The following is a 19,552-nucleotide window of genomic DNA, read 5'->3' as shown; positions in this document are numbered from 1 at the left end:
TCACAATTGAAAATGTATTATTCTGATGGCAAAGTGGCAAGAACGAGCTGAGCTTTTATTTAAAGAAGAAGGATTAAATAATTTAAAAAATGCCAACGTATTGGTTGTTGGCTTGGGTGGTGTCGGTTCTTTTGCAGCCGAGTTTCTGGCTCGAGCCGGAGTAGGAAATATGACCATTGTTGATGGGGATGTGGTTGATATCACCAATATCAACCGCCAGTTGCCGGCCTTACATTCTACGGTTGGTTTGCCTAAAGTAGAGTTGATGGCCGCACGTTTGTTAGACATCAATCCGGAACTTAATTTGGTAGTAGTGAAAGAATTTCTTTCTCCCGAAAGAGCAAATGAAATTGTCACTCCCGAGTTTGATTATGTACTCGATTGCATTGATAGCGTAACCCCTAAACTCAATTTGATCATAGCAGCCAAACGCAAAGGGGTAAAAGTGATTAGTAATATGGGCGCCGGAGGCAAGTACGAAGCTTCGAAAGTTAAAGTAACCGACATCCGCAAAACCGATTACTGTCCGTTGGCCAAAGTGGTGCGCAAGCGTCTTAAAAAAGAGGGTATTTCGAGCGGCGTCAAAGTAGTATATTCGTATGAAAGACCCGATGAAAGCAGTGTTAAAATGACGGATGGTACCAATTTTAAAAAATCCTTTTACGGTACCAACAGTTGGATGCCGTGTCTTTTTGGTTTGCACGCTGCCGAAACTGTAGTGAAACATTTACTCAAAAAACAAAAATAAAGTAAGCCTCAACTCCAAACTGCTATGATTCAGACCGTAATTTTTGATATGGACGGCGTAATTGTGGATACCGAACCGGTACACCATTATGCGTATAACCAACATTTCAAACAACTAAATATTGAAGTTACTCCCGAAATGTATGCCTCATTTACCGGGAATTCTACCAAAAATATTTTTGAACGCTTGAAAGTCCAATTTAACCTGAGCGAGGAGGTCAACACCTTGGTTGAAACCAAGCGGGAACTATTTAATGAAGCGTTTGATCAGAAAGAAGACTTGTATTTGCTTGATGGTGTCGAAGATTTGATTAAAGAATTGCACAGCAAAGACATGCAATTGGTTTTGGCTTCGTCATCGGCTACGGTAACGATTCACCGAATTTTTAATCGGTTTGGATTGCATCCTTACTTTTCGCATATTGTTTCGGGCGAAGATTTCCCAAAATCGAAACCACATCCGGCAATTTTTCAACACGCAGCTTTTTTGGCTCAAACCCCTGTGGAAAATTGTATCGTGATTGAAGACAGCACCAACGGCATTTTAGCGGCCAAAGCGGCCGGTATCTTTTGTATTGGTTACGAAAGTTTTCACTCAAAAATGCAGGATTACTCGAAAGCCGATATGGTCATCCAACATTTTAATGAATTGAGTTTTGATCGAATCAAAACGATAAAAGTCAATTCCTAGTAAGCCTTTATTCGGATCTGTCGGGAAACGTATGCTTTTCTAAAACACGTTTACTGTCGGTTCGCACAGCGTTTTCCTTTCGCATATTCCAAAAGAAGTCGGATGATTTTTTTCGGGATTCTTCCAAGGGCACAATCGGTAACGGATAATCGGCTCCCGGCGTAAACTGATGAAAAATCTGTTCAATAGGAGTCAGTTTCCAAGGTTCGTGAAGTAAAGGAGCAGGCAAGTTAGCCAACTCAGGTACCCATTTTTTGATAAAGAGGCCTTCCGGATCGTGTTCCTGTGAATTTTTAACCGGATTGTATACCCGAAGTGTGTTGATTCCGGTGACACCGGCCTGCATTTGGATTTGCGGATAGTGAATGCCGGGTTCAAAGTCGAGGAATTGTTGCGCCAAGAACGGACTGCATTTTTGCCACGGTTGAAACAAATGATGGGTGTAAAACGAAACGATTAAAGCCCGCATTCTGAAATTGAGATAGCCTGTCGTTTTTAGACAACGGATACAAGCATCCACAAGTGGCACTCCGGTTCTGCCTTCTGTCCATGCCCGGTGCCAATCATCACGAACGGGTTGGTTTAAGCTGCGATAGCCTTTGTTCACCGCTACAAACTCCATTTCACATTCCATTTCAAACTTTTGAATGAAATGCGCTTGCCAACGCAATCGGGAAGCAAAATTGGCAATTTGTCGTTTGAATTTTCCGCTTTTAGATTGTTGCAGCGCCGCTTGATATACTTGACGGATCGACAGATTGCCCCAGGCAATATAAGGCGATAATCGACTACACCCCATACGGGCTTCCTGAGGTTTGGAGATGTGCTTACTGTAATTTTCAACGCGTTGCTCCAAAAACGATTGCAGATAGCGCCAGCCGGTTTTCGTACCGCCTTTTTGGAAAGGCGTATTCTTTTCGGTTTTAAGATTCGGTACGGTAAAAAAGTGTTCAATGGCTTCGAGTTCCCGGTACTTGATAAAACTTCGGCTATCGGCTTTAAACGGAAAGCAGGGTTTTTCCATAGTATCATACCAATCTTCTTTCCAATGCTTTCGATTTTGCAAGCCGCGAATGACACCGTTATTACTGTATTCATACCACGGAATGCCGTGCTCTTTAAATACTTCGGCTACCGCCAAATCCCGTTCGTAAGTGACTTTTATTCCGGTTTCCTGATGCGAGTAAATACCCTGAATAGGGATGATTTCGATTAGCTTTTTAAAAACTGTAACGGCTTCTTCCTCTACAACCAATATTTGGGTATGATAAGGCAGCAGTTCCGCCTGTAATTCTTCTAAAGATTGTTTGATAAAATCGAAATGACGTTGGCTGTAATGGCAATCCTGCTGTAGAGAAGGTTCGAGGATGTATAGTAACAATACCTTTCCGGAAGTTTCTAAAGCCCGAAAAAGCGCTTCGTGATCGTATAATCGCAAGTCTCGTTTCAGCCAAACTATTTTCATTACCCAACGGCTTTTTTATAAAGAAACAAGCACTTATCGCGTGCTGCCTTGTGGTCAACAATCGGTTCAGGATAAGCTGGTGAATGGTATTCGGGAATCCATTTTTTGATGTATCGGTACTCCTTGTCAAACTTTTTAATTTGCTCGGTAGGGTTAAAAATCCGGAAATACGGAGCGGCATCAACACCACTGCCGGCGGCCCATTGCCAATTGCCCACATTACTGGCTTGTTCGTAATCGAGCAGTTTTTGCGCAAAATACGCTTCACCCCAGCGCCAATCAATCAATAAATGTTTGCACAGAAAACTAGCCACAATCATACGCACGCGATTGTGCATGTGCCCGGTAGTATTCAATTCCCGCATTCCGGCATCAACAAACGGATAGCCGGTTTTGCCTTCACACCATTTTTGAAATAGAATCTCATTGTTTTCCCATTCAATTTCATCGTATTTCGCCTTGAAACTTTTGTGAACCGTATGTGGAAAATGCCATAAAATTTGCATAAAAAATTCCCTCCAAATTAATTCTTTCAGAAACGTTTCGTTTTTACTTTGCAACGCTTTGGCTACCATTTTTCGTATAGAAACCGCACCAAAGCGGAGGTAAATCCCCAAATAAGAGGTTTTATTAAGCGCCGGAAAGTTGCGGGTGGCCTCGTAATTATCAATTAAACTGTCTGAAACATCATACGGAGTAACGGTGATGGAAGAAGGAGTAAAGCCAATATCCTTTAGAGATAGAAATGGATAAGAATGAGATGCTATTTTAGACAAAAGCGCCTCCGATTGAAAATGAGCCAAAGGTGTATTTCTGAAGCGCTCTTTCCATTTATTGGAGTAGGGCGTGTATACAACATAGGGTGATCCATCATCTTTAACCACTTCGTTTTTTTCAAATATGACTTGGTCTTTGCAGGTCTTGAATTCAATTCGGTGTTCTTTGAACAATTGGTATAACTCCAAATCTCTTTTGCGGGCGTACGGTTCGTAATCGTGATTGGCATAAACGGCGTTGATGGCGTTCTCGCTTAGCAATTTGCCAAATATTTCAAAAGGCTCTCCGTGAAATACCGCTAACGATTTACCGGTTTTTTGTAGTTGGTTCTGAATGACTGTTAATTGGTTGTGAATGAAGGTCACACGGGGATCATCGGAAGGTAATTGCGATAGGATATTTTTATCAAAAATGAAAATAGGCAACACTCCATCATTGTCGTTTAAAGCATGATAGAGTGCTGTGTTGTCTTCCAATCGCAAATCACGTCTGAACCAAAATACTGTCATATCATAAAATTAAGTATTTACCGATAAAGTTGACATGCCACCATCAACGTGGAAAACTTGTCCCGATATCCAACTGCTTTTCTTATCGAGCAGAAATAGCGCCATTTGAGCCATATCCTCCGGATTGCCCACACGTTTTAACGGATGGCGTTGCGCCGATTTCTCACGTTTTTCATCGCTGCTCAAAAACTTTTCCGCCAAAGGCGTATCGGTAAGAGAAGGTGCAATGACATTGACTCTCATTTTCGGAGCATATTCAGCGGCTAATGCTTTGGCAAAGCCTTCCACAGCACCTTTAGCCGCGGCCACGCTGGTATGAAACGGCATGCCGATTCCGGCCGCCACAGAACTAAAGGTCACAATGCTGGATTGTTCGGCCGCTGTTAAATTGGGCAATAACGCTTGGATTACTTTAATCAATCCCATAACGTTAATTTGCCAGTCGCTTTCAAAGACTTCCGGTTTGAGTCCGCGAAAAGGACGCAGATTAATACTGCCCGGACAATACACCAAACCGTGAACAACGTCGGGTAGTGCAGTGGTGTCTAAAGTATCCGTGGTCACATCAAAAGAGATGTGAGTCACATTCATATCCGCCAATAAGTCATTCGTTCTCGAAGCCACAAAGACTTTACTTTCATATTGTAATTCTTTAGCGATGGCGAGTCCGATACCATGTGAACCCCCAATTATTACTATGTTTTTCATTATTAATTTCCTCTGTAAGTTGAATATCCGTTAGCACTCAAGGTAATAGGCACATGATAATGTTCGTTATCTTTAATTTCAAAAACAACCTCAATAAAAGGATAAAAACTTTCTTGTTGTTGCTTCACAAAATAAGATTGGGTTTTAAAAATCAGTTTATAGATTCCTACATTTGATTTGTTCATGGGAAGAAGTTCTTTAATTCTACCGTTATTATCGGTCATTTTTTTGTCCAGAAACAACCAGTTCTGATTAGTACTGTCTTGTTTTCTGAGTTCTACTTCAACATAGGAGGCACCAATCCCTTTGCTGATATCCAAGATATGAGTGCTTAATTGAAATTTTTCTTGAGCAAAAGCAAAAGAGCTGCAAAATAAAAGGGCAAAGATTATTTTTTTCATGATGTACTATTTATAAGTTCCGAAAAGTTCGGTTAGTTTTTTTTGTCTGTAATCAAAAATCTCCTTGAGTTTAGGCTGCACCAGAAACGGATGAACTATTTGCCCGATAATCCCCAAGGGAAGTTTATAATCAACAATATCTTCCATTTCCACACCCCCGGGAATTTCTCTGAAAAAGTGTTTGTGGTGCCAAAAACTGTATGGCCCGAAGCGCTGTTCGTCAACAAAATAGCGTTTGTCAATAACATGAGTAATTTCAGTAACCCATTTCATAGGGATTCCCAAAACCGGAGTCACTGTATATTGAATAACTTGTCCCGGAAACATGGCTCGGTCATCTCCTGACAAGGTTTTAAAACCCATATAATCGGGCGTAATGATATTTAAATTTTTAGGGTCGGAAAAAAAAAGCCAAGCTTCCTCAAGAGTAATCGGCAACCGCTGTACTGTCTTTAAAGTATATATCTTCATCACTATTTTTTGGTAAAGGTAATATTTGTTTAACTTGCATCAAAAAAGTTTAAACAAAATATGCTTCATTTAGGTTTTAATTAACATTTCAAAAAGGAAGTATTTGTAATTTTGAACAAACTAAATACATAATCATGAGAAAAATTATTTTTTTGTTAGCCGTTTTAATTGCTAACTACACTATTGAAGCACAGGTTAAAACACCACAGCCAAGTCCTAAGGCTACTTTAAATCAGGTAGTTGGACTAACCGATGTAACCGTTGAATATTCAAGACCGAGTTCGAAAGGAAGAGTTGTTTTTGGTGATTTGGTTCCGTTCGGAAGATTGTGGAGAACCGGAGCCAATGCCAATACCACAGTGACTTTTAGTGAAGATGTAGTCATTAAAGGAACAACCTTGAAAAAAGGAAAATACGCTTTATTTACTACCCCTAAAGCCGATATGTGGGAAATTATTTTTTACACCGATACGGACAACTGGGGAACGCCTGAGAATTGGAACGAAAATAAGGTAGCTTTCAAAACCAATGTTGATCCAATTGCTTTGGGCAATAATGTGGAAACATTTACTATTTCCATCAACAACATCACCAATGACAGTGCTACGCTGGATATTTCTTGGGAGAAAACCATGGCTTCGATCAAGTTTGAAGTGCCTACCCAAAAAGCAGCGATGGCCAGCATTGAAAAAGTATTAGCCGGCCCGACTGCCGGAGATTATTTCTCGGCAGCGCAATATTTTTATCAATCTAACGGCGATATGAATAAAGCGTTGGAGTATATCAACAAAGCCGTTTCAATGGCTAAATCTTCCGAGGAAGTTCCTTTTTGGCATTTGCGCTTAAAGTCGTTAATCCAAGCTAAATTAGGAAACAAGCAAGGTGCTATCGAAACAGCTCGTTTATCGTTAGCGGCTGCTGAAAAAGCCAACAATGCCGATTATGTAAAAATGAATAATGACAGTATCAGAGAGTGGAGTAAAAAATAATTGTTTTTTCAATTAATATAAAACCGCAAGTGAATACTTGCGGTTTTTTTTATGCGGTTACTTTTTGTTTTCCGTTGCTTATGCTTTGCAGCAGCACGGATAAAATAATGGTTAATACGGCACCTATGAAGTTCAGCCACAAATATCCCAATTTTTCCTGACCGTTCGGATAGATGTGAATGGTGTAATAATAAATAAAGAAGATGGTGGTTTGGCTGATAACAGCACTATAAAAAATGGCATTGGCTTTGACAAACTTGATGTAAAAACCGACCAAAAACACCCCGAGTACCGTTCCGTAAAAAATGGATCCCACAATATTTACAAGTTGAATCAGGTTCTCGAATAGCGTACCTACACAAGCAAACAGTATGGCAATAACACCCCAAAGCAATGTGAAATATCGGGTGGCATTCACAAAGTGTTTCTCCGATTTCTCGCCTTTTATATTTCGCTTGTAAATATCAATAGCAGTGGTAGAGGCCAAGGCTGTTAATCCTGATGCGGAAGAAGACATGGCTGCCGATAAGATAACTGCCAAAAGCAGTCCGATGAGCCCGGATGGTAAATAATGGAGAATGAAATAAATGAAAACATAATCTTTATCATTGGTCTCCGCTTTGCTGTCTACTTTCGCAATAATTTCTTTAGCTTGGTCGTGCAAATCTTTTTCTTTTCCCGATAAGGAAATGAGTTTTTGACGCAAAATAGGGTTGTCGAAATTTTGATTTAAATGATCGATATACAACAGATTGTATTCCTTTTTTTCTTCGGATAATTGAGCCAATTGCTTTTCGAGCGACTGATATTCGGCTGCGTATTCCGATTTTTCAATCGCATTTTTATTCACCGGATTGAAATGCAACGGCACCGGATTGAACTGAAAAAAAACGAAAACCATCACTCCGGTAAGTAAGATAAAAAACTGCATCGGCACTTTGAGAAACCCGTTCATAATCAATCCCATCTGACTTTCCTTGTCGGATTTGCCCGAGAGATAACGACCCACCTGAGACTGGTCGGTACCGAAATACGACAGCATCAAAAAGAAACCACCGGTAATACCGCTCCAAAACGTATAACGGTTTTCAGGATCTACCGAAAAATCGAGGATGTTCATTTTGTCGTTGGCGCCCGCAATGTGCATGGCGTTAGAGAATGTCATGTCGTTGGGCAGTAAATGTAAAATCAGAAAAAATGTGATAAACATACCGCTCATGATGATAAACATTTGTTGCTTTTGCGTCACATTGACTGCTTTAGTTCCGCCCGCAAAGGTGTAAATAATCACCAAAATTCCGATGATGATATTCAGCAGCGTTAAATTCCACCCTAAAATAGAAGACAAAATAATGGCAGGAGCATAGATGGTTAAACCGGTTCCCAATCCGCGTTGGATGAGAAACAAAATGGCGGTAAAGGAACGCGTTTTCAAGTCAAAGCGCTGCTCTAAATATTCGTAAGCCGTAAAAACTTTTAGCTTGTGATAAATCGGAATGAAAGTCATCGATATAACAACCATAGCGATGGGCAAACCAAAATAAAACTGCACAAAACCCATTCCGTCATGATAGGCTTGTCCGGGTGTGGAAAGAAACGTAATGGCGCTGGCTTGTGTTGCCATAACAGATAAACCTACAGTCCACCAAGGCGTTTCTTTGTTGCCTAGAATATATTCTTCTACATTGGCGCTACCTTTGGTTTTGTACACACCGTAGATGACAATGAAAAGTAGGGTAACCGATAAAACAATCCAGTCGAGTTGTTGCATATTAAAAGAAGAGCTGCATTAAAATAAAAAAGATGATGATGTAAATGGCATTGGCAACCAACACCCAAGTGTAGCTGTTTTTCCACACTGCTTTTTTCTCTGTTTCCATATTATTTTCCAATTGCTAACATGTTGGCCATTAATCTGAAAGCACCGGGAACGCCTTCCGGTAATTCTCTGAAGAAACTCAAACCGGTATAAATGTAGTTTCCTTTTCCGTATTTGGCGACTAAAACGGCTCCGTTTTTCGGTTTTTCGCCTTTGTCATTAGCCGAAAGGATAGGCGTAAAGTTGGCATCCCATTCGCTCGGATAGTACAATCCTTGTTCTTGTTTCCAACCTTTAAAATCGGCCGCGGTAATTTTATTGGGGTAATTCAAAAGCGGATGATTGGGCGCCAAAAAGCGTACTTCGGCGTCTTCTTCGGTGACGCGATCTCTGGAAATTTTGAGCGAGTACGGCGCCATGTCTTTGGTTACCAAATCATCCAACGTGTTGTATTGCACAATCATGGTTTTGCCGCCATACACAAAATCGAGTAAGGTTTTTTGTTTGTACGCTAAAGCATTAACTACGTTATAGGCCCGAATTCCGGTCATGACCACGTCAAATCTTTGCAAACTTTCGGCCGAAATGTCTTCCGGTTTCATGACCGTAACCTCATAACCCATTTGCGATAAACTTTTCGGCACTTCATCGCCGGCACCCATGATATAAGCTATTTTTTCGTTTTTAGTTTTGATTTTCAAACGAATGGCTTTGGCTTCTGCCGGTTTGAGAACCATTTGCTTATAAATATGAGGATAATTGATGTCGATTTTCTCTTTGTCAAAAGTTTGGCTCTCAATCATTACAACGCTTTTGATATTAATTTCACTAGCTTCTTTAGATGGCGAAACACTAAAAACAGCTAACACTTCTTGTCCTTTTTTATCAATACTAAAAGGAATTTCAGTTGGTGAAACTTGCCAATCTTGAGGCAACTCTAATTTAACCGTACCCGCGATATTGTCTTTTCCGGCTTTTACTTTTACCGTTATGGTTTTACTTCGATCGTTATTAAAAATATACACTTTTTCCGCCATAGAAGAAGTAGCAATCGGAACAATGTCAAGCGGCTGATACACTTCCCCTTTGACATCATCGTTGTATTTGTACACTACATTGCGTTCGTAAGGTATAGTGACATTGTTAATGCCTATCCAAAAACCCACTTTAATTTGGCGAAGTACATCGGGAACTCCAATGTTTTCCTGTTGGTCCACCTGATACATACCGGTGGTTCCGGTTTGGTTCAACCAATAGGGGTTGGTATAATTAAAGTCGGACGGAATTTGCAAGGTGTTCGTGGTTGTATAAGGTATATTGTTTTTCAAGGCTACAGTTTCCTGGTTTTCGGTTACATAAACCGGCACAGCACCGATACCTTCTAAATTAATAGCCACAGTACTGCGGTTGATGGCCTCAATTTTTACTTTTAACGGACTTCCCGGTGTAATTTCCTGAACCTCGGCTACGGCTTCCAAATACAAGCCCGCACAAGCAGCAATGATTTTTTTGATTTCCTCCGATTTTATGGCTCTCCAATGTTTGTCTTCCAATTCGTCGATTAAAGCAAAAGCCTTTACCAGCTCGGGGATACTGGCTTCGGGATTTTTAAAATCGAAGTTTTTTTCCACATTATACAATAGGTCGCCAATAGCTTTGCCGCCTTTAACGCGATTCCAAGTTGTATCGATGCCTTCAAACAAATTGGTTTTGGCTGCCGGCATATCACCTTTTAAAAGTTCTAAATATTCATCTTCTTCACCGCGCGTTCCGGTAGAACCGAAGCCTTGTGATTGATGCCGACTTCTGCTCAAAGCGGCTATTTCCTGATTCGATTTTCCGGTCGAGGGGTAATACGTACCGATTTTCAGGTTGATGAGATTGGTTTTATCGGCGGCTTCAAATTTTTCTTTGCTGCCGTAAAACCACCATGAGGTATTAAAAAACAGGCGTTTGGGCTGCCAGGTGCTCACCAGTTGCAATTGATTAGCATAAATAGAGGGATTGTTAGCTTTTTCGAAAGCTTCTATACTAAGCATGGCCGAGGAAGTATGATGTCCGTGTGTGGTTCCCGGCGATCGATGATCGAAGCGGTTGATAATGATATCGGGTTGGAATTTACGAATAGCCCAAACGACATCGCTCAATACTTGTTCTTTGTCCCAAATTTTTAACGTCTCATCCGGATTTTTGGAAAAGCCAAAATCGTTGGCACGTGTAAAAAACTGCTCACCGCCATCAATTTTTCGGGCTTCGATTAATTCTTGCGTTCTGATCACACCTAAAAGTTCCCGAAGTTCGGGCCCTATTAAGTTTTGTCCGCCATCACCACGAGTTAACGACAAATAACCGGTTCGGGCTTTTTTATCGTTGGATAACCAAGAAATCAATCGAGTATTTTCGTCATCGGGATGCGCCGCAATGTATAAAACAGAGCCTAAAAAGTTTAATTTTTGAATTTGGTGGTAAATTTCTACGGCACTGGGTTTGGCGGGTTGTTGCGCCCAACAGTCTTGAGAAAACAGTATTAAAAAGGCAATAAAACAGGTGTAAAGCTTTTGCATTATATGGATTTTGGCAATAGCTTCAAATATAAACATTAAATAAAAAGCAAGATTTTATTTAGAATGTTTTTAACAAATGATTTACTCTGAGGAAGCCGTAGTACGTGTTGTAAATCTTCCTTTTGAATTGTAAGGATATAACTTTTTGTGAATTTTCAATAATTCATAAGGCTTGTCATCATCGTAATCGTTGATAATCACATGCGCTTTGTTATACATCGAATAACCTCCATAATTAGGGGGAAGTTCGGGAGCCGTTTTCCATTCTCCTTTTTCCTTGTAATGGTACACTAAGGTTAGGTTGTCAAAATAAGCTTCCAGATTCGGGTAATAATAGTATCGTATGTAACAATTGGTTTTTTTATCTTTAGGAAGCGTTTCGATTTTGGCCGTTGTGTTTTGCGCAAACGCTTGATTTGAAACAGCAACAACAGCCCATACAAGCAGAAGTTTGATTGTTTTCATGATTAGTAGGTTTTGGGGTAAACTAAAATAGTTACGGTTTACAGCTCAAAGTTATACAATTTTTTTCTTTGAAATGATAGTTTTACCGATGAAACACACTTTTTTTAGTTTAAAATAAGATTTTTTTGATATAAATAACTGATATTCAAATTTATATTTCAAAAAAAGGCGAAGCATAAAGCTTCGCCTTTTATTCGTTTTAGGAGCATTAGCCGTTACCTCGACCTTTTCCTTTACCTTTAGATTTACCGTGTCCTTTATTCCAGTGACCGTTGCCTTTGTACTTTACTTTGTGTTGTTTAAAGTAGGCATAAGGTCGATTTCCTCTGTAATCAGTGAGGTAAATGGTTCTTCCGCGATACAAATCGTATCCTCTGTATCGGGCCGGTAAAGCAGCTGAACGATGCCATCTTCCGTTATGTAAATAGATGTATCGTCGGGCCGGAACATCATAGTATACTTCAATGTCAGGCAAATAATAAAAATGTACATCAACCGGTGCCGCAGGTGCCCATACAGGAGGCGTTCCGATATTTACATTTACCGATACTTGTGCTTTACCGGTTGTAGTGACAAATAAAGTAGTCATCAAGGCATAAAATAACATCTTTGATTTCATAATATTTACATTTAAAATTAATGTGGTGAGGTTTATGCTTGGAATTTCAATTGTCTGATGACATATTAAGATGCCAATTCAAGTTAAAACTTCGTTACACTAATTTGGTTTCTATCAATTCAAAATTACAATAGGACTTTCCGGAATGTGTTATAAGATTTTTGTTAAAATTTACAGAATTAAAATTTAGTCTGTAAATTCCCTGTCGTCGTACTTGGCTCTGACAATAGAGATTCCCTTTTGCAGTAAAAGGTTATTGGGATAAATGATGTGTTCACCTTCTTTAGTTATCAAATCGACGTGGAAGGCATTAATGTCGATGATTTCTCCTTCGACAGCGAAATCTTTGTCGTGAATCTTGATGACATCCCCAATTTTAAACGGAAAAGAGAAGAATAAGATAATTCCCGAAGTAATATTACTCAGAATAGACCATTGAGCAAACATGGCTACACCAACGACTGTTGCAATAGAAGAAAGTGTAAAAAGAATATCGTTTTTTTGGACACCCCAAATCACGATGAGTGAGATGAGCGCTAAAATATTAATCAGCAAATGAATATATTTAATCACCAAATTGGTACGCTTCTCAATACCGGTATGCGACTTGGCATAGCGTCTGACGGCTTTAGTGACAATTATTCGCAGAAAAATAACCAGGAAAATAACCAGTCCGGTCCCGATGCATTCTCTGTAATAATGTTCGAATATATTCATAACTACAAATGGCTTAAATAGTGAAATACTTTATCGGTTGGCAAACCCACCACATTAGTATACGAACCTTCAATTTTGTTAATTCCGATTAAGCCAATCCATTCCTGAATGCCGTAAGCTCCGGCCTTATCAAAAGGTTTATAATTTTTCAGATAATAATGAATGGATGCTTCTGACAGCGTATTAAAAGTAACGCGAGTAACATCAAACAAGGTTTCGGTTTGCTGCTTTCTTTTAAAACAGACCGAAGTAATGACTTCGTGTGTTTTGCCCGACATGGATTGCAACATATCGAATGCCTCATCGTAATCTTTAGGTTTGCCCAAAGCTTTGTTTTCAAACCAAACAATGGTATCGCTCGTGATTATGAGCTCGTTTTCGGCTATGTCGCTTTCAAAAGCTCGGGCTTTTAATTCGGCCAAATAATTGGTAATCTCAACACCCTGTAAATGATCGGGATAAATTTCTTCAATATCTTTCAATCGCACTTCAAAATCGATATCCAAATCTTTGAAAAATTGCTGTCTTCTCGGTGATCCCGAAGCTAAAATAAGTTTATATCTCCCAAAATTCTTAACCATTGGCCTTGATGTTATAAGTGATTACGATGACAGACAAAATACCGAATAAAATGATATACTTTAAGACGGCGCTCAACAAACGAAAATCATTTTTAGTCGAAGCATTCCAAATTTTAATTAAGAAGAAAACCATTGGCCCGATTACGGTTATTAAACTGTAGATAACCGCCGTGTAGAGTTGGTTGTTCATCAAATTATCATTAATATACCACAGCAACAAGGCTGTAGCCAACAATCCGATACCAAACACAAGTCGGGTGGTTTTGGTAATGCCGATAATCACCGGCAGCGTTCGCATGCCTTCTTTGTCATCACCTTCCATATCCTCGGCATCTTTTACGATTTCCCGCATCAAATTAATGATAAAGGCAAAAATAGCATAATCTAAAAGTATAGCCAAAAGAACTTTCATGTTGGCCGATTGTTCCAAACTCACATAGGGAAATAACGGAATAATATCGAACATTCCGATGATGATAACGCTGAAAGCCAAAATTAGGGCGACTATTACATTGCCCACTACAGCCATTTGTTTTAAGCTGGTAGCATATAAATAGAGTAGGGCCGAACTGATGATAAAAATGCCGAAAAAAGAGGTTTTGTTGACAAAATCGGCCAAATAATAGCCTATCAACATGCCGGCAATATTGAGTCCGAAATACCAATTATAGGCCGTAGCTTCGGAGATGCTTTGGCCAACAATCACTTTTCCGGGCTTGTTGGTCCTGTCGGTTTCCTGATCCATAATATCGTTAATCACATAACCACCCGCCGCAATCAATAGGGTGGCTAAGACCAACAAACCGTATTGCCAATCGTAAAGCGTTAATGGTAATTCTTGATGCTTTAAAAATCCGTATCGGAAAACAAATTGCATCAAAGCAATGAGTAACAAGTTTTGGTATCGAATTAATTGTAAAAATTTCATGGATAGGAGTTTATAAACTGACTTTTTTAGTAAAACTTTAACTCTTAATCGTGTTTGCCATTGTAGTACAAATGCCATTTGCCTTGCACCTTCATAACCTGTTCAATCATTTCACGCACAGCACCTTTTCCGCCTTTTTTGTGTGAAATATATTTGGATATTGCTTTGATTTCCGGACTGGCATCCTGCGGGCAGGCGGGCAACCCAACCAATTGCATTACGTGAAAATCCGGAATATCATCGCCCATATACAATACTTGTTCGGGGTTAATGGCATATAACTCTGTATACTCTTTAAACGTAGCTACTTTATCGGACGAAGCCAAATGGATATCGGTAATACCCAAATTGCGTAATCTGACACGAACGCCTTCGTTATTACCGCCGGAAATGATACAAATGTTATAACCGCTTTCAATGGCCGCTTTCATGGCGAATCCGTCTCGTATATTCATAACGCGGAGCATTTCACCGGTAGGAGTGATATGAACCGTGCTGTCGGTTAAAACACCATCTACATCAAATATGAACGTAGTTATGTTGTTGAGTATTTCTTTATAGCTTTTTCCCATGGTCGATGATAGATTTGGTTAGCAATTTATACATTTCTTTTTGGTTGGTGTCCGTTAAAAACGCAAGATGCGTATTAATTGTTACGGTGTCGCCGCGTTGGGCCGGACCGGTTTGCGCATCTTGTGGTGAGAGAGTCAATATTTTAATGGCAGTTTCCTGTATTAACGGTTTTAAAATATCAAAAGGTAATTGATTTTCGTTACAAATTTCATTTCCCATTAGATACAAATGGTTCACAAAATTGGAGACGAAAACGGCAGCCACATGCAGGGCTTTGCGCTGTTGGGAATCTACCTTATAAATACAGTCCGAAATAGACTGAGCAACAGCTTCTATGGTTTTGTAATCCTCCTGATTTTGCGCTTCCAGACAAATCGGAATGGTTTTAAAATCGACCGCTTTAGATTTGGAGAATGTTTGTAACGGATAAAAAACACCTTTGCGATGCGACTGTAAATCATCAATAGATATACTTCCTGAAGTATGTACTATCAGTTGATTTTTCAACAGAATTTGCCGGGAAACTTCTGATATGGCGTTGTCTGCAACCGCTATGATGATGACATCAACCGGCAACAATTCAGAATAATCGTCAATAATTTTATCGGAATCGAGTAGGTGAGTCAGGGTATTCTTTTGTCGGGTAAAAGCTTGTTTTAATTCGATGTTTTCCGCTTTGCTCAAAGCTGAAATCAAGTGTTGTGCCACATTACCGGAACCAATGATACTAATCGAAATCATTTGGTAAAAGTAGTAAAAAAGGAAGTAATGACGCAAACTAACGACAAAGTGGAAGCTAAACTATTTATTGAATTTTTCTTCCAAAGCTTTTAACCGTTCCTCAAGAGATTGAATTTTGGCATTCTGTGTTTCGATAGTTTTTTGTTGTTCTTGTATGGCTTTCGCCATCGGAGCAATGAAGTCGTTGTAACGTAAACTGTAAAATCCGTTATCGTCTTTGGTTAAAATTCCGCTGTTGGTTACGCCTAATGATGTTAATGTTTCCTCTACTTCTTGGGCAATAAAACCATACTCCAGCTTTTTAAACGTATCGTTTTTACGAAAATAAGAAACAGGTTTTAACTTTTTGATAAATTCCAATCCTAAGTCAGAAAGGTTGATATCCGATTTCCATCGGCTGTCTGAAGTGACAGACCAAGCCACTTGTACACCGGCATAGCTTATATTGGTATCTCCTATTCGCACTTGATTGTTTCCGGCCGCTGTCGGAACGGCAGCATTATAACCAATCCCAATGTTGTTGCTTCCGGTGCTAAAACGAAGCGCATCTGTTCCCAGGGCTGTATTATAGCTCCCGGCAGTATTAAACTCAATTGCTCTGAAACCACCGGCTACATTGTAGTTTCCGGTTGAATTGTTATACATGGTACCATTGCCAAAACCACTGTTAAAACTTCCGCTGGTGTTTGAAATCAGAGCGCCATTTCCTGAAGCAGTGTTATAGTTTCCTATTCCGTTTGCTTTTAAACATTCATATCCTATGGCTGTATTGGCAACCCCGGTTGAATTGCTCAATAAGGCGTAGACACCGACAGAACTGTTATAACTACCGCTGGTATTAGATTGTAAAGAAGCCAAACCAAACGCACTATTTGATGTTCCATTGGTGTTATAATACAATGAATTTACACCGTTAGCAGTATTATAATTTCCGGAAGTATTGCTGAATAATGCACTCATTCCGATAGCAGTATTGCTGGAACCGGTGGAATTTGATTGAAGGCTTGAGCTTCCGGTTGCGGTATTTTGAATACCTGAACTGATATTTTGTAGCGAAAAGGTTCCGAAAGCAGTATTGTTGATTCCGATACGGCCTGAAATGATATTAGATCGTTTGAATAGTAAGTCCACATTGTCTGTTGTACCAATAAAATTAGCAGAAGAAGTACCACTATTCCCTGTGGTGCTCCAGCCTGAATTAGCGGTTAGAAATTTTGTCCAAGCTGTCGAAGCAGAACCGTTAGTCTTGCGGAACCAAATATCCTGATCAAAGAAGCTACCTGCGATTTGCATGGCATAGTTGTTTGTCGAATTACTGTGTCGGACATCAATTAAATGCCACCATGAGGCGGCTCCTGCAGGATAGTTGGTTGGTGATGCTGTTTCAAAAAAGCCCGACTGTGCGCCGGCATTTCCTTGTAAACCGGCATTGTTTCTTGTTTCTGTTCTAACATTACTATTTCCAAATCCGAATGTCCCGTTTCCTAAATCTAATCGATAGGCCGGAGTTGGCGTACCGATACCAACATTTACACTGCTAGTTGCTCCATTGACACCATTGATGCTTCCTAAAACTAACGAATTGTCTTGTCCTACATAGGCTCTCCAACCAATGGCGGTTGCATTGGTAAGACCGCTTGCACTAACATTAGCACCACAACCGACCCCCGTATTGTTACTTCCCGTTGCATTCGAGAGTAAACATTCCGCTCCTAATGCAGTATTATAGCTACCGTATGTATTGTTATAGAGTGCAAAAGAACCATTAGCCAAATTACCGGTGCCCGCAATGTTATTGTACAAGGAATCCTGTCCCAACGCCGTATTAATGTCTCCGGAAATATTAGCATAGAGTGAATTGTTTCCAATACCAACATTGTTATTGCCAAAACTGTTATTAAAAAGTGAATTCCAACCTACACCAACATTACTATTTCCATAATCATTTGTTTTCAGGGCATTGTGACCCATTGCGGTATTGTAAAATCCATTGAAGTTATTTTGAAGAGCCCCATTCCCAAAGGCAGTTATATGTTGTCCGTTTATGTTTGCCGACGAAGCGTTTAATCCGAAAGAGGTATTCTGTGTACCAATCAATCCTGAAAAGGCAGCATTTCTTTTAAAAATAAGATCGTTATCATCTGTAGTTCCTATGAAATTGGTTGCGGTATTTGTGCCGGAATTACCGGTTAATCCCCAACCTTTTTCACCAACGGGCTTCCAACTGCCGGAGGCATTATCCCAATAATAAAACCCCGGATTATTAGAACCCACAGCAGTATTTAAGAAAAGCATCATCCCGTTTTGAGCCGCTGTAGGATTGCCTGAAGGAAATGAGCTTACTCTGGGTATAATAATCCCATCCGTGATATCGGGAAAATCCGGATGAGAAGGGGAAATCTGAAGCCTGGCATTGGGTGACATTTCACCAATACCAATTTTTCCGAAAGTCATGGTGCCCATATCTTTTCCGTAGATAAAATTGGCTATTGACAATTGGTCATTACCGGTATTGACGGGAACTTGAGCACCCGCGCCAATAGCCGTATTGTTATATCCTGTGGTCAAATTAGTCAGTGCGTCCGATCCTAAAGCAGTATTGCTATTTCCAACGGTTAAATTTCCCAAGGCTAATGTGCCCAATGCAGTATTGGCCGATCCGTTGGTTAACAGAAGTGCGCTTTTACCGATGGCAACATTGGCGATTCCGCTGATATTGGCATTTAACGATTCACTACCCACTGCAGTATTGTTATTACCCGTACTATTATTATAACCGGCATTAAAGCCTACAATCGTGTTAAAACTTCCCAAGGTGTTCGAGTTTAGTGATTGTGCGCCCAGAGCAGTATTTCTGTTTCCGGTAGTATTAGAGATCATAGAAAAAAAGCCTACCGCGCTATTGTATTCACTATTGCTATTATCTCGTAAGGCCATGCTTCCTATGGCGGTATTAAATGATCCGGAGAGATTGTTTCTGAGGCTTTGTTTTCCTACTGAAGTATTGTAAGACCCATTGTCATTGCTGAATAATGATTCCGCCCCAATGGCAGTATTATTTTCACCGGTTAAATTGGAGCTTAAAGAGTATATCCCAAGTGCGGTATTATCACTCGAAGTACTGTTGTTGTTTAAAGACCCGAAACCAACTGCAGTATTGCCGCTTCCTGTGGTATTATTGGTTAAGGAGTTACTGCCTAGGGCGGTGTTAAAATTACCGGTGGTAATGGCCGGAAGGGAGTGGTTTCCAAAAGCGGCATTCTGAAGTCCGGTTAGAGTAAGATTTAAACTGCTATTTCCGAAAGAGGTATTATACAAGGCGAGTTGCCCCGATAAGACATTATTTCTTTTAAACCTAATGTCATTATTGTCAGTGCTTCCAATGAAGTTTGAAGCTGCATTCGTTCCGGAGTTTCCGTTTAATCCCCAGCCTTTGTCACCGCCTACACTTTTCCAAGTACTTGATGGACCATCCCAATAGTAAAACCCTGAATCCAGAGAGCCATAAGCGGTAGTTAAAAAGATAAGCATCCCATGTTGGGCTGTAGTTGGGGTAACTAATGGAAAAGTATCCACCCGGGGAATCAAAAGACCATCCGTATTGCTTGGGTTAGCAGCATTACTCGATTTGATGTCTAAAACAGCATTAGGGGTTGTTGTTCCTATACCAACTTGAGAATATAGGCTATTAAAACAAACGAAATATAAAATAAGTGAGTAAAGCTTTTTCATAACCACCATGTAAAGTACCGTAATACTTTACGAAGGTATTATTTCCTTTTGTGCT

18 protein-coding genes are annotated in these 19,552 nt (G+C 40.0%); 3 read left to right on the top strand and 15 right to left on the bottom strand.

The genetic code is table 11. The features are described 5' to 3' along the window. Window positions 1-25: 25 nt before the first annotated feature. Window positions 26-748: a tRNA threonylcarbamoyladenosine dehydratase gene (locus QHT84_RS13255; protein ID WP_283240055.1), complete on the top strand. Its 723-nt coding sequence runs from the start codon at window positions 26-28 to the stop codon at window positions 746-748. 24 nt (window positions 749-772) lie between these two features. Next, the gene (locus QHT84_RS13250) at window positions 773-1,438 is read left to right on the top strand and encodes an HAD family hydrolase (protein ID WP_283240054.1); all 666 of its coding nucleotides are present in this window, start codon (window positions 773-775) and stop codon (window positions 1,436-1,438) included. A gap of 7 nt (window positions 1,439-1,445) precedes the next feature. Here QHT84_RS13250 and QHT84_RS13245 read toward each other — a convergent pair whose 3' ends face one another. The 5 genes from QHT84_RS13245 to QHT84_RS13225 are packed head-to-tail and all read right to left on the bottom strand — an operon-like array spanning window position 1,446 to window position 5,769. Next, the gene (locus QHT84_RS13245) at window positions 1,446-2,903 is read right to left on the bottom strand and encodes a deoxyribodipyrimidine photo-lyase (RefSeq protein ID WP_283240053.1); all 1,458 of its coding nucleotides are present in this window, start codon (window positions 2,901-2,903) and stop codon (window positions 1,446-1,448) included. Beyond that, entirely contained in the window at window positions 2,903-4,189 is a 1,287-nt protein-coding gene (locus QHT84_RS13240; protein WP_283240052.1) for a cryptochrome/photolyase family protein, read from the bottom strand. Before QHT84_RS13240 ends, QHT84_RS13245 begins: the two co-directional genes overlap by 1 nt. 9 nt (window positions 4,190-4,198) lie before the next feature. Continuing rightward, on the bottom strand, window positions 4,199-4,897 hold the full coding sequence (locus tag QHT84_RS13235) for an SDR family NAD(P)-dependent oxidoreductase (RefSeq protein ID WP_283240051.1): 699 nt from the start codon (window positions 4,895-4,897) through the stop codon (window positions 4,199-4,201). Between the two features lie 2 nt (window positions 4,898-4,899). Next, complete coding sequence (uraH, locus tag QHT84_RS13230; RefSeq protein WP_283240050.1) at window positions 4,900-5,298, bottom strand: hydroxyisourate hydrolase; 399 nt, start codon at window positions 5,296-5,298, stop codon at window positions 4,900-4,902. 6 nt (window positions 5,299-5,304) lie between these two features. After that, entirely contained in the window at window positions 5,305-5,769 is a 465-nt protein-coding gene (locus tag QHT84_RS13225; RefSeq protein WP_283240049.1) for an SRPBCC family protein, read from the bottom strand. 134 nt (window positions 5,770-5,903) lie between these two features. On the opposite strand from QHT84_RS13225, the gene QHT84_RS13220 reads away from it, so the two are divergent. Continuing rightward, window positions 5,904-6,758, top strand: a complete 855-nt coding sequence (locus tag QHT84_RS13220) for a DUF2911 domain-containing protein (protein WP_283240048.1) — start codon at window positions 5,904-5,906, stop codon at window positions 6,756-6,758. A gap of 49 nt (window positions 6,759-6,807) precedes the next feature. On the opposite strand, the gene QHT84_RS13215 is transcribed toward QHT84_RS13220, so the two are convergent. From QHT84_RS13215 to QHT84_RS13170, 10 genes are all read right to left on the bottom strand, one after another. Continuing rightward, the gene (locus tag QHT84_RS13215; protein WP_283240047.1) at window positions 6,808-8,529 is read right to left on the bottom strand and encodes a sodium:solute symporter; all 1,722 of its coding nucleotides are present in this window, start codon (window positions 8,527-8,529) and stop codon (window positions 6,808-6,810) included. A 110-nt stretch (window positions 8,530-8,639) separates the two neighbouring features. Beyond that, complete coding sequence (locus QHT84_RS13210; RefSeq protein WP_283240046.1) at window positions 8,640-11,141, bottom strand: PIG-L family deacetylase; 2,502 nt, start codon at window positions 11,139-11,141, stop codon at window positions 8,640-8,642. An 81-nt stretch (window positions 11,142-11,222) separates the two neighbouring features. Further along, the gene (locus QHT84_RS13205) at window positions 11,223-11,606 is read right to left on the bottom strand and encodes a hypothetical protein (protein ID WP_283240045.1); all 384 of its coding nucleotides are present in this window, start codon (window positions 11,604-11,606) and stop codon (window positions 11,223-11,225) included. Window positions 11,607-11,814: 208 nt separating this feature from the next. Next, window positions 11,815-12,225, bottom strand: coding sequence for a hypothetical protein (locus QHT84_RS13200; protein ID WP_283240044.1), 411 nt, complete (start codon window positions 12,223-12,225; stop codon window positions 11,815-11,817). Window positions 12,226-12,411: 186 nt separating this feature from the next. Then, window positions 12,412-12,942, bottom strand: coding sequence for a mechanosensitive ion channel domain-containing protein (locus tag QHT84_RS13195; RefSeq protein ID WP_283240043.1), 531 nt, complete (start codon window positions 12,940-12,942; stop codon window positions 12,412-12,414). A 2-nt stretch (window positions 12,943-12,944) separates the two neighbouring features. Then, window positions 12,945-13,523, bottom strand: coding sequence for a Maf-like protein (locus QHT84_RS13190; RefSeq protein WP_283240042.1), 579 nt, complete (start codon window positions 13,521-13,523; stop codon window positions 12,945-12,947). Continuing rightward, on the bottom strand, window positions 13,516-14,451 hold the full coding sequence (locus QHT84_RS13185) for a geranylgeranylglycerol-phosphate geranylgeranyltransferase (RefSeq protein WP_283240041.1): 936 nt from the start codon (window positions 14,449-14,451) through the stop codon (window positions 13,516-13,518). The genes QHT84_RS13190 and QHT84_RS13185 overlap by 8 nt, the downstream gene beginning before the upstream one ends. 44 nt (window positions 14,452-14,495) lie before the next feature. Then, a complete protein-coding gene (locus tag QHT84_RS13180; RefSeq protein ID WP_283240040.1) occupies window positions 14,496-15,023 on the bottom strand; it encodes a KdsC family phosphatase in 528 nt (175 codons plus the stop codon). Next, the gene (locus QHT84_RS13175; protein WP_283240039.1) at window positions 15,007-15,765 is read right to left on the bottom strand and encodes a Rossmann-like and DUF2520 domain-containing protein; all 759 of its coding nucleotides are present in this window, start codon (window positions 15,763-15,765) and stop codon (window positions 15,007-15,009) included. Before QHT84_RS13175 ends, QHT84_RS13180 begins: the two co-directional genes overlap by 17 nt. 60 nt (window positions 15,766-15,825) lie before the next feature. Beyond that, entirely contained in the window at window positions 15,826-19,497 is a 3,672-nt protein-coding gene (locus QHT84_RS13170; protein ID WP_283240038.1) for a tail fiber domain-containing protein, read from the bottom strand. Window positions 19,498-19,552: the final 55 nt, after the last annotated feature.

Source organism: Flavobacterium sedimenticola (assembly GCF_030053345.1).
In the GTDB taxonomy this organism is placed as follows: Bacteria; Bacteroidota; Bacteroidia; order Flavobacteriales; family Flavobacteriaceae; genus Flavobacterium; species Flavobacterium sedimenticola.
The sequence above is the reverse complement of the archived record's forward strand: the minus strand, read 5'-3'. Positions and strand labels throughout refer to the sequence as shown.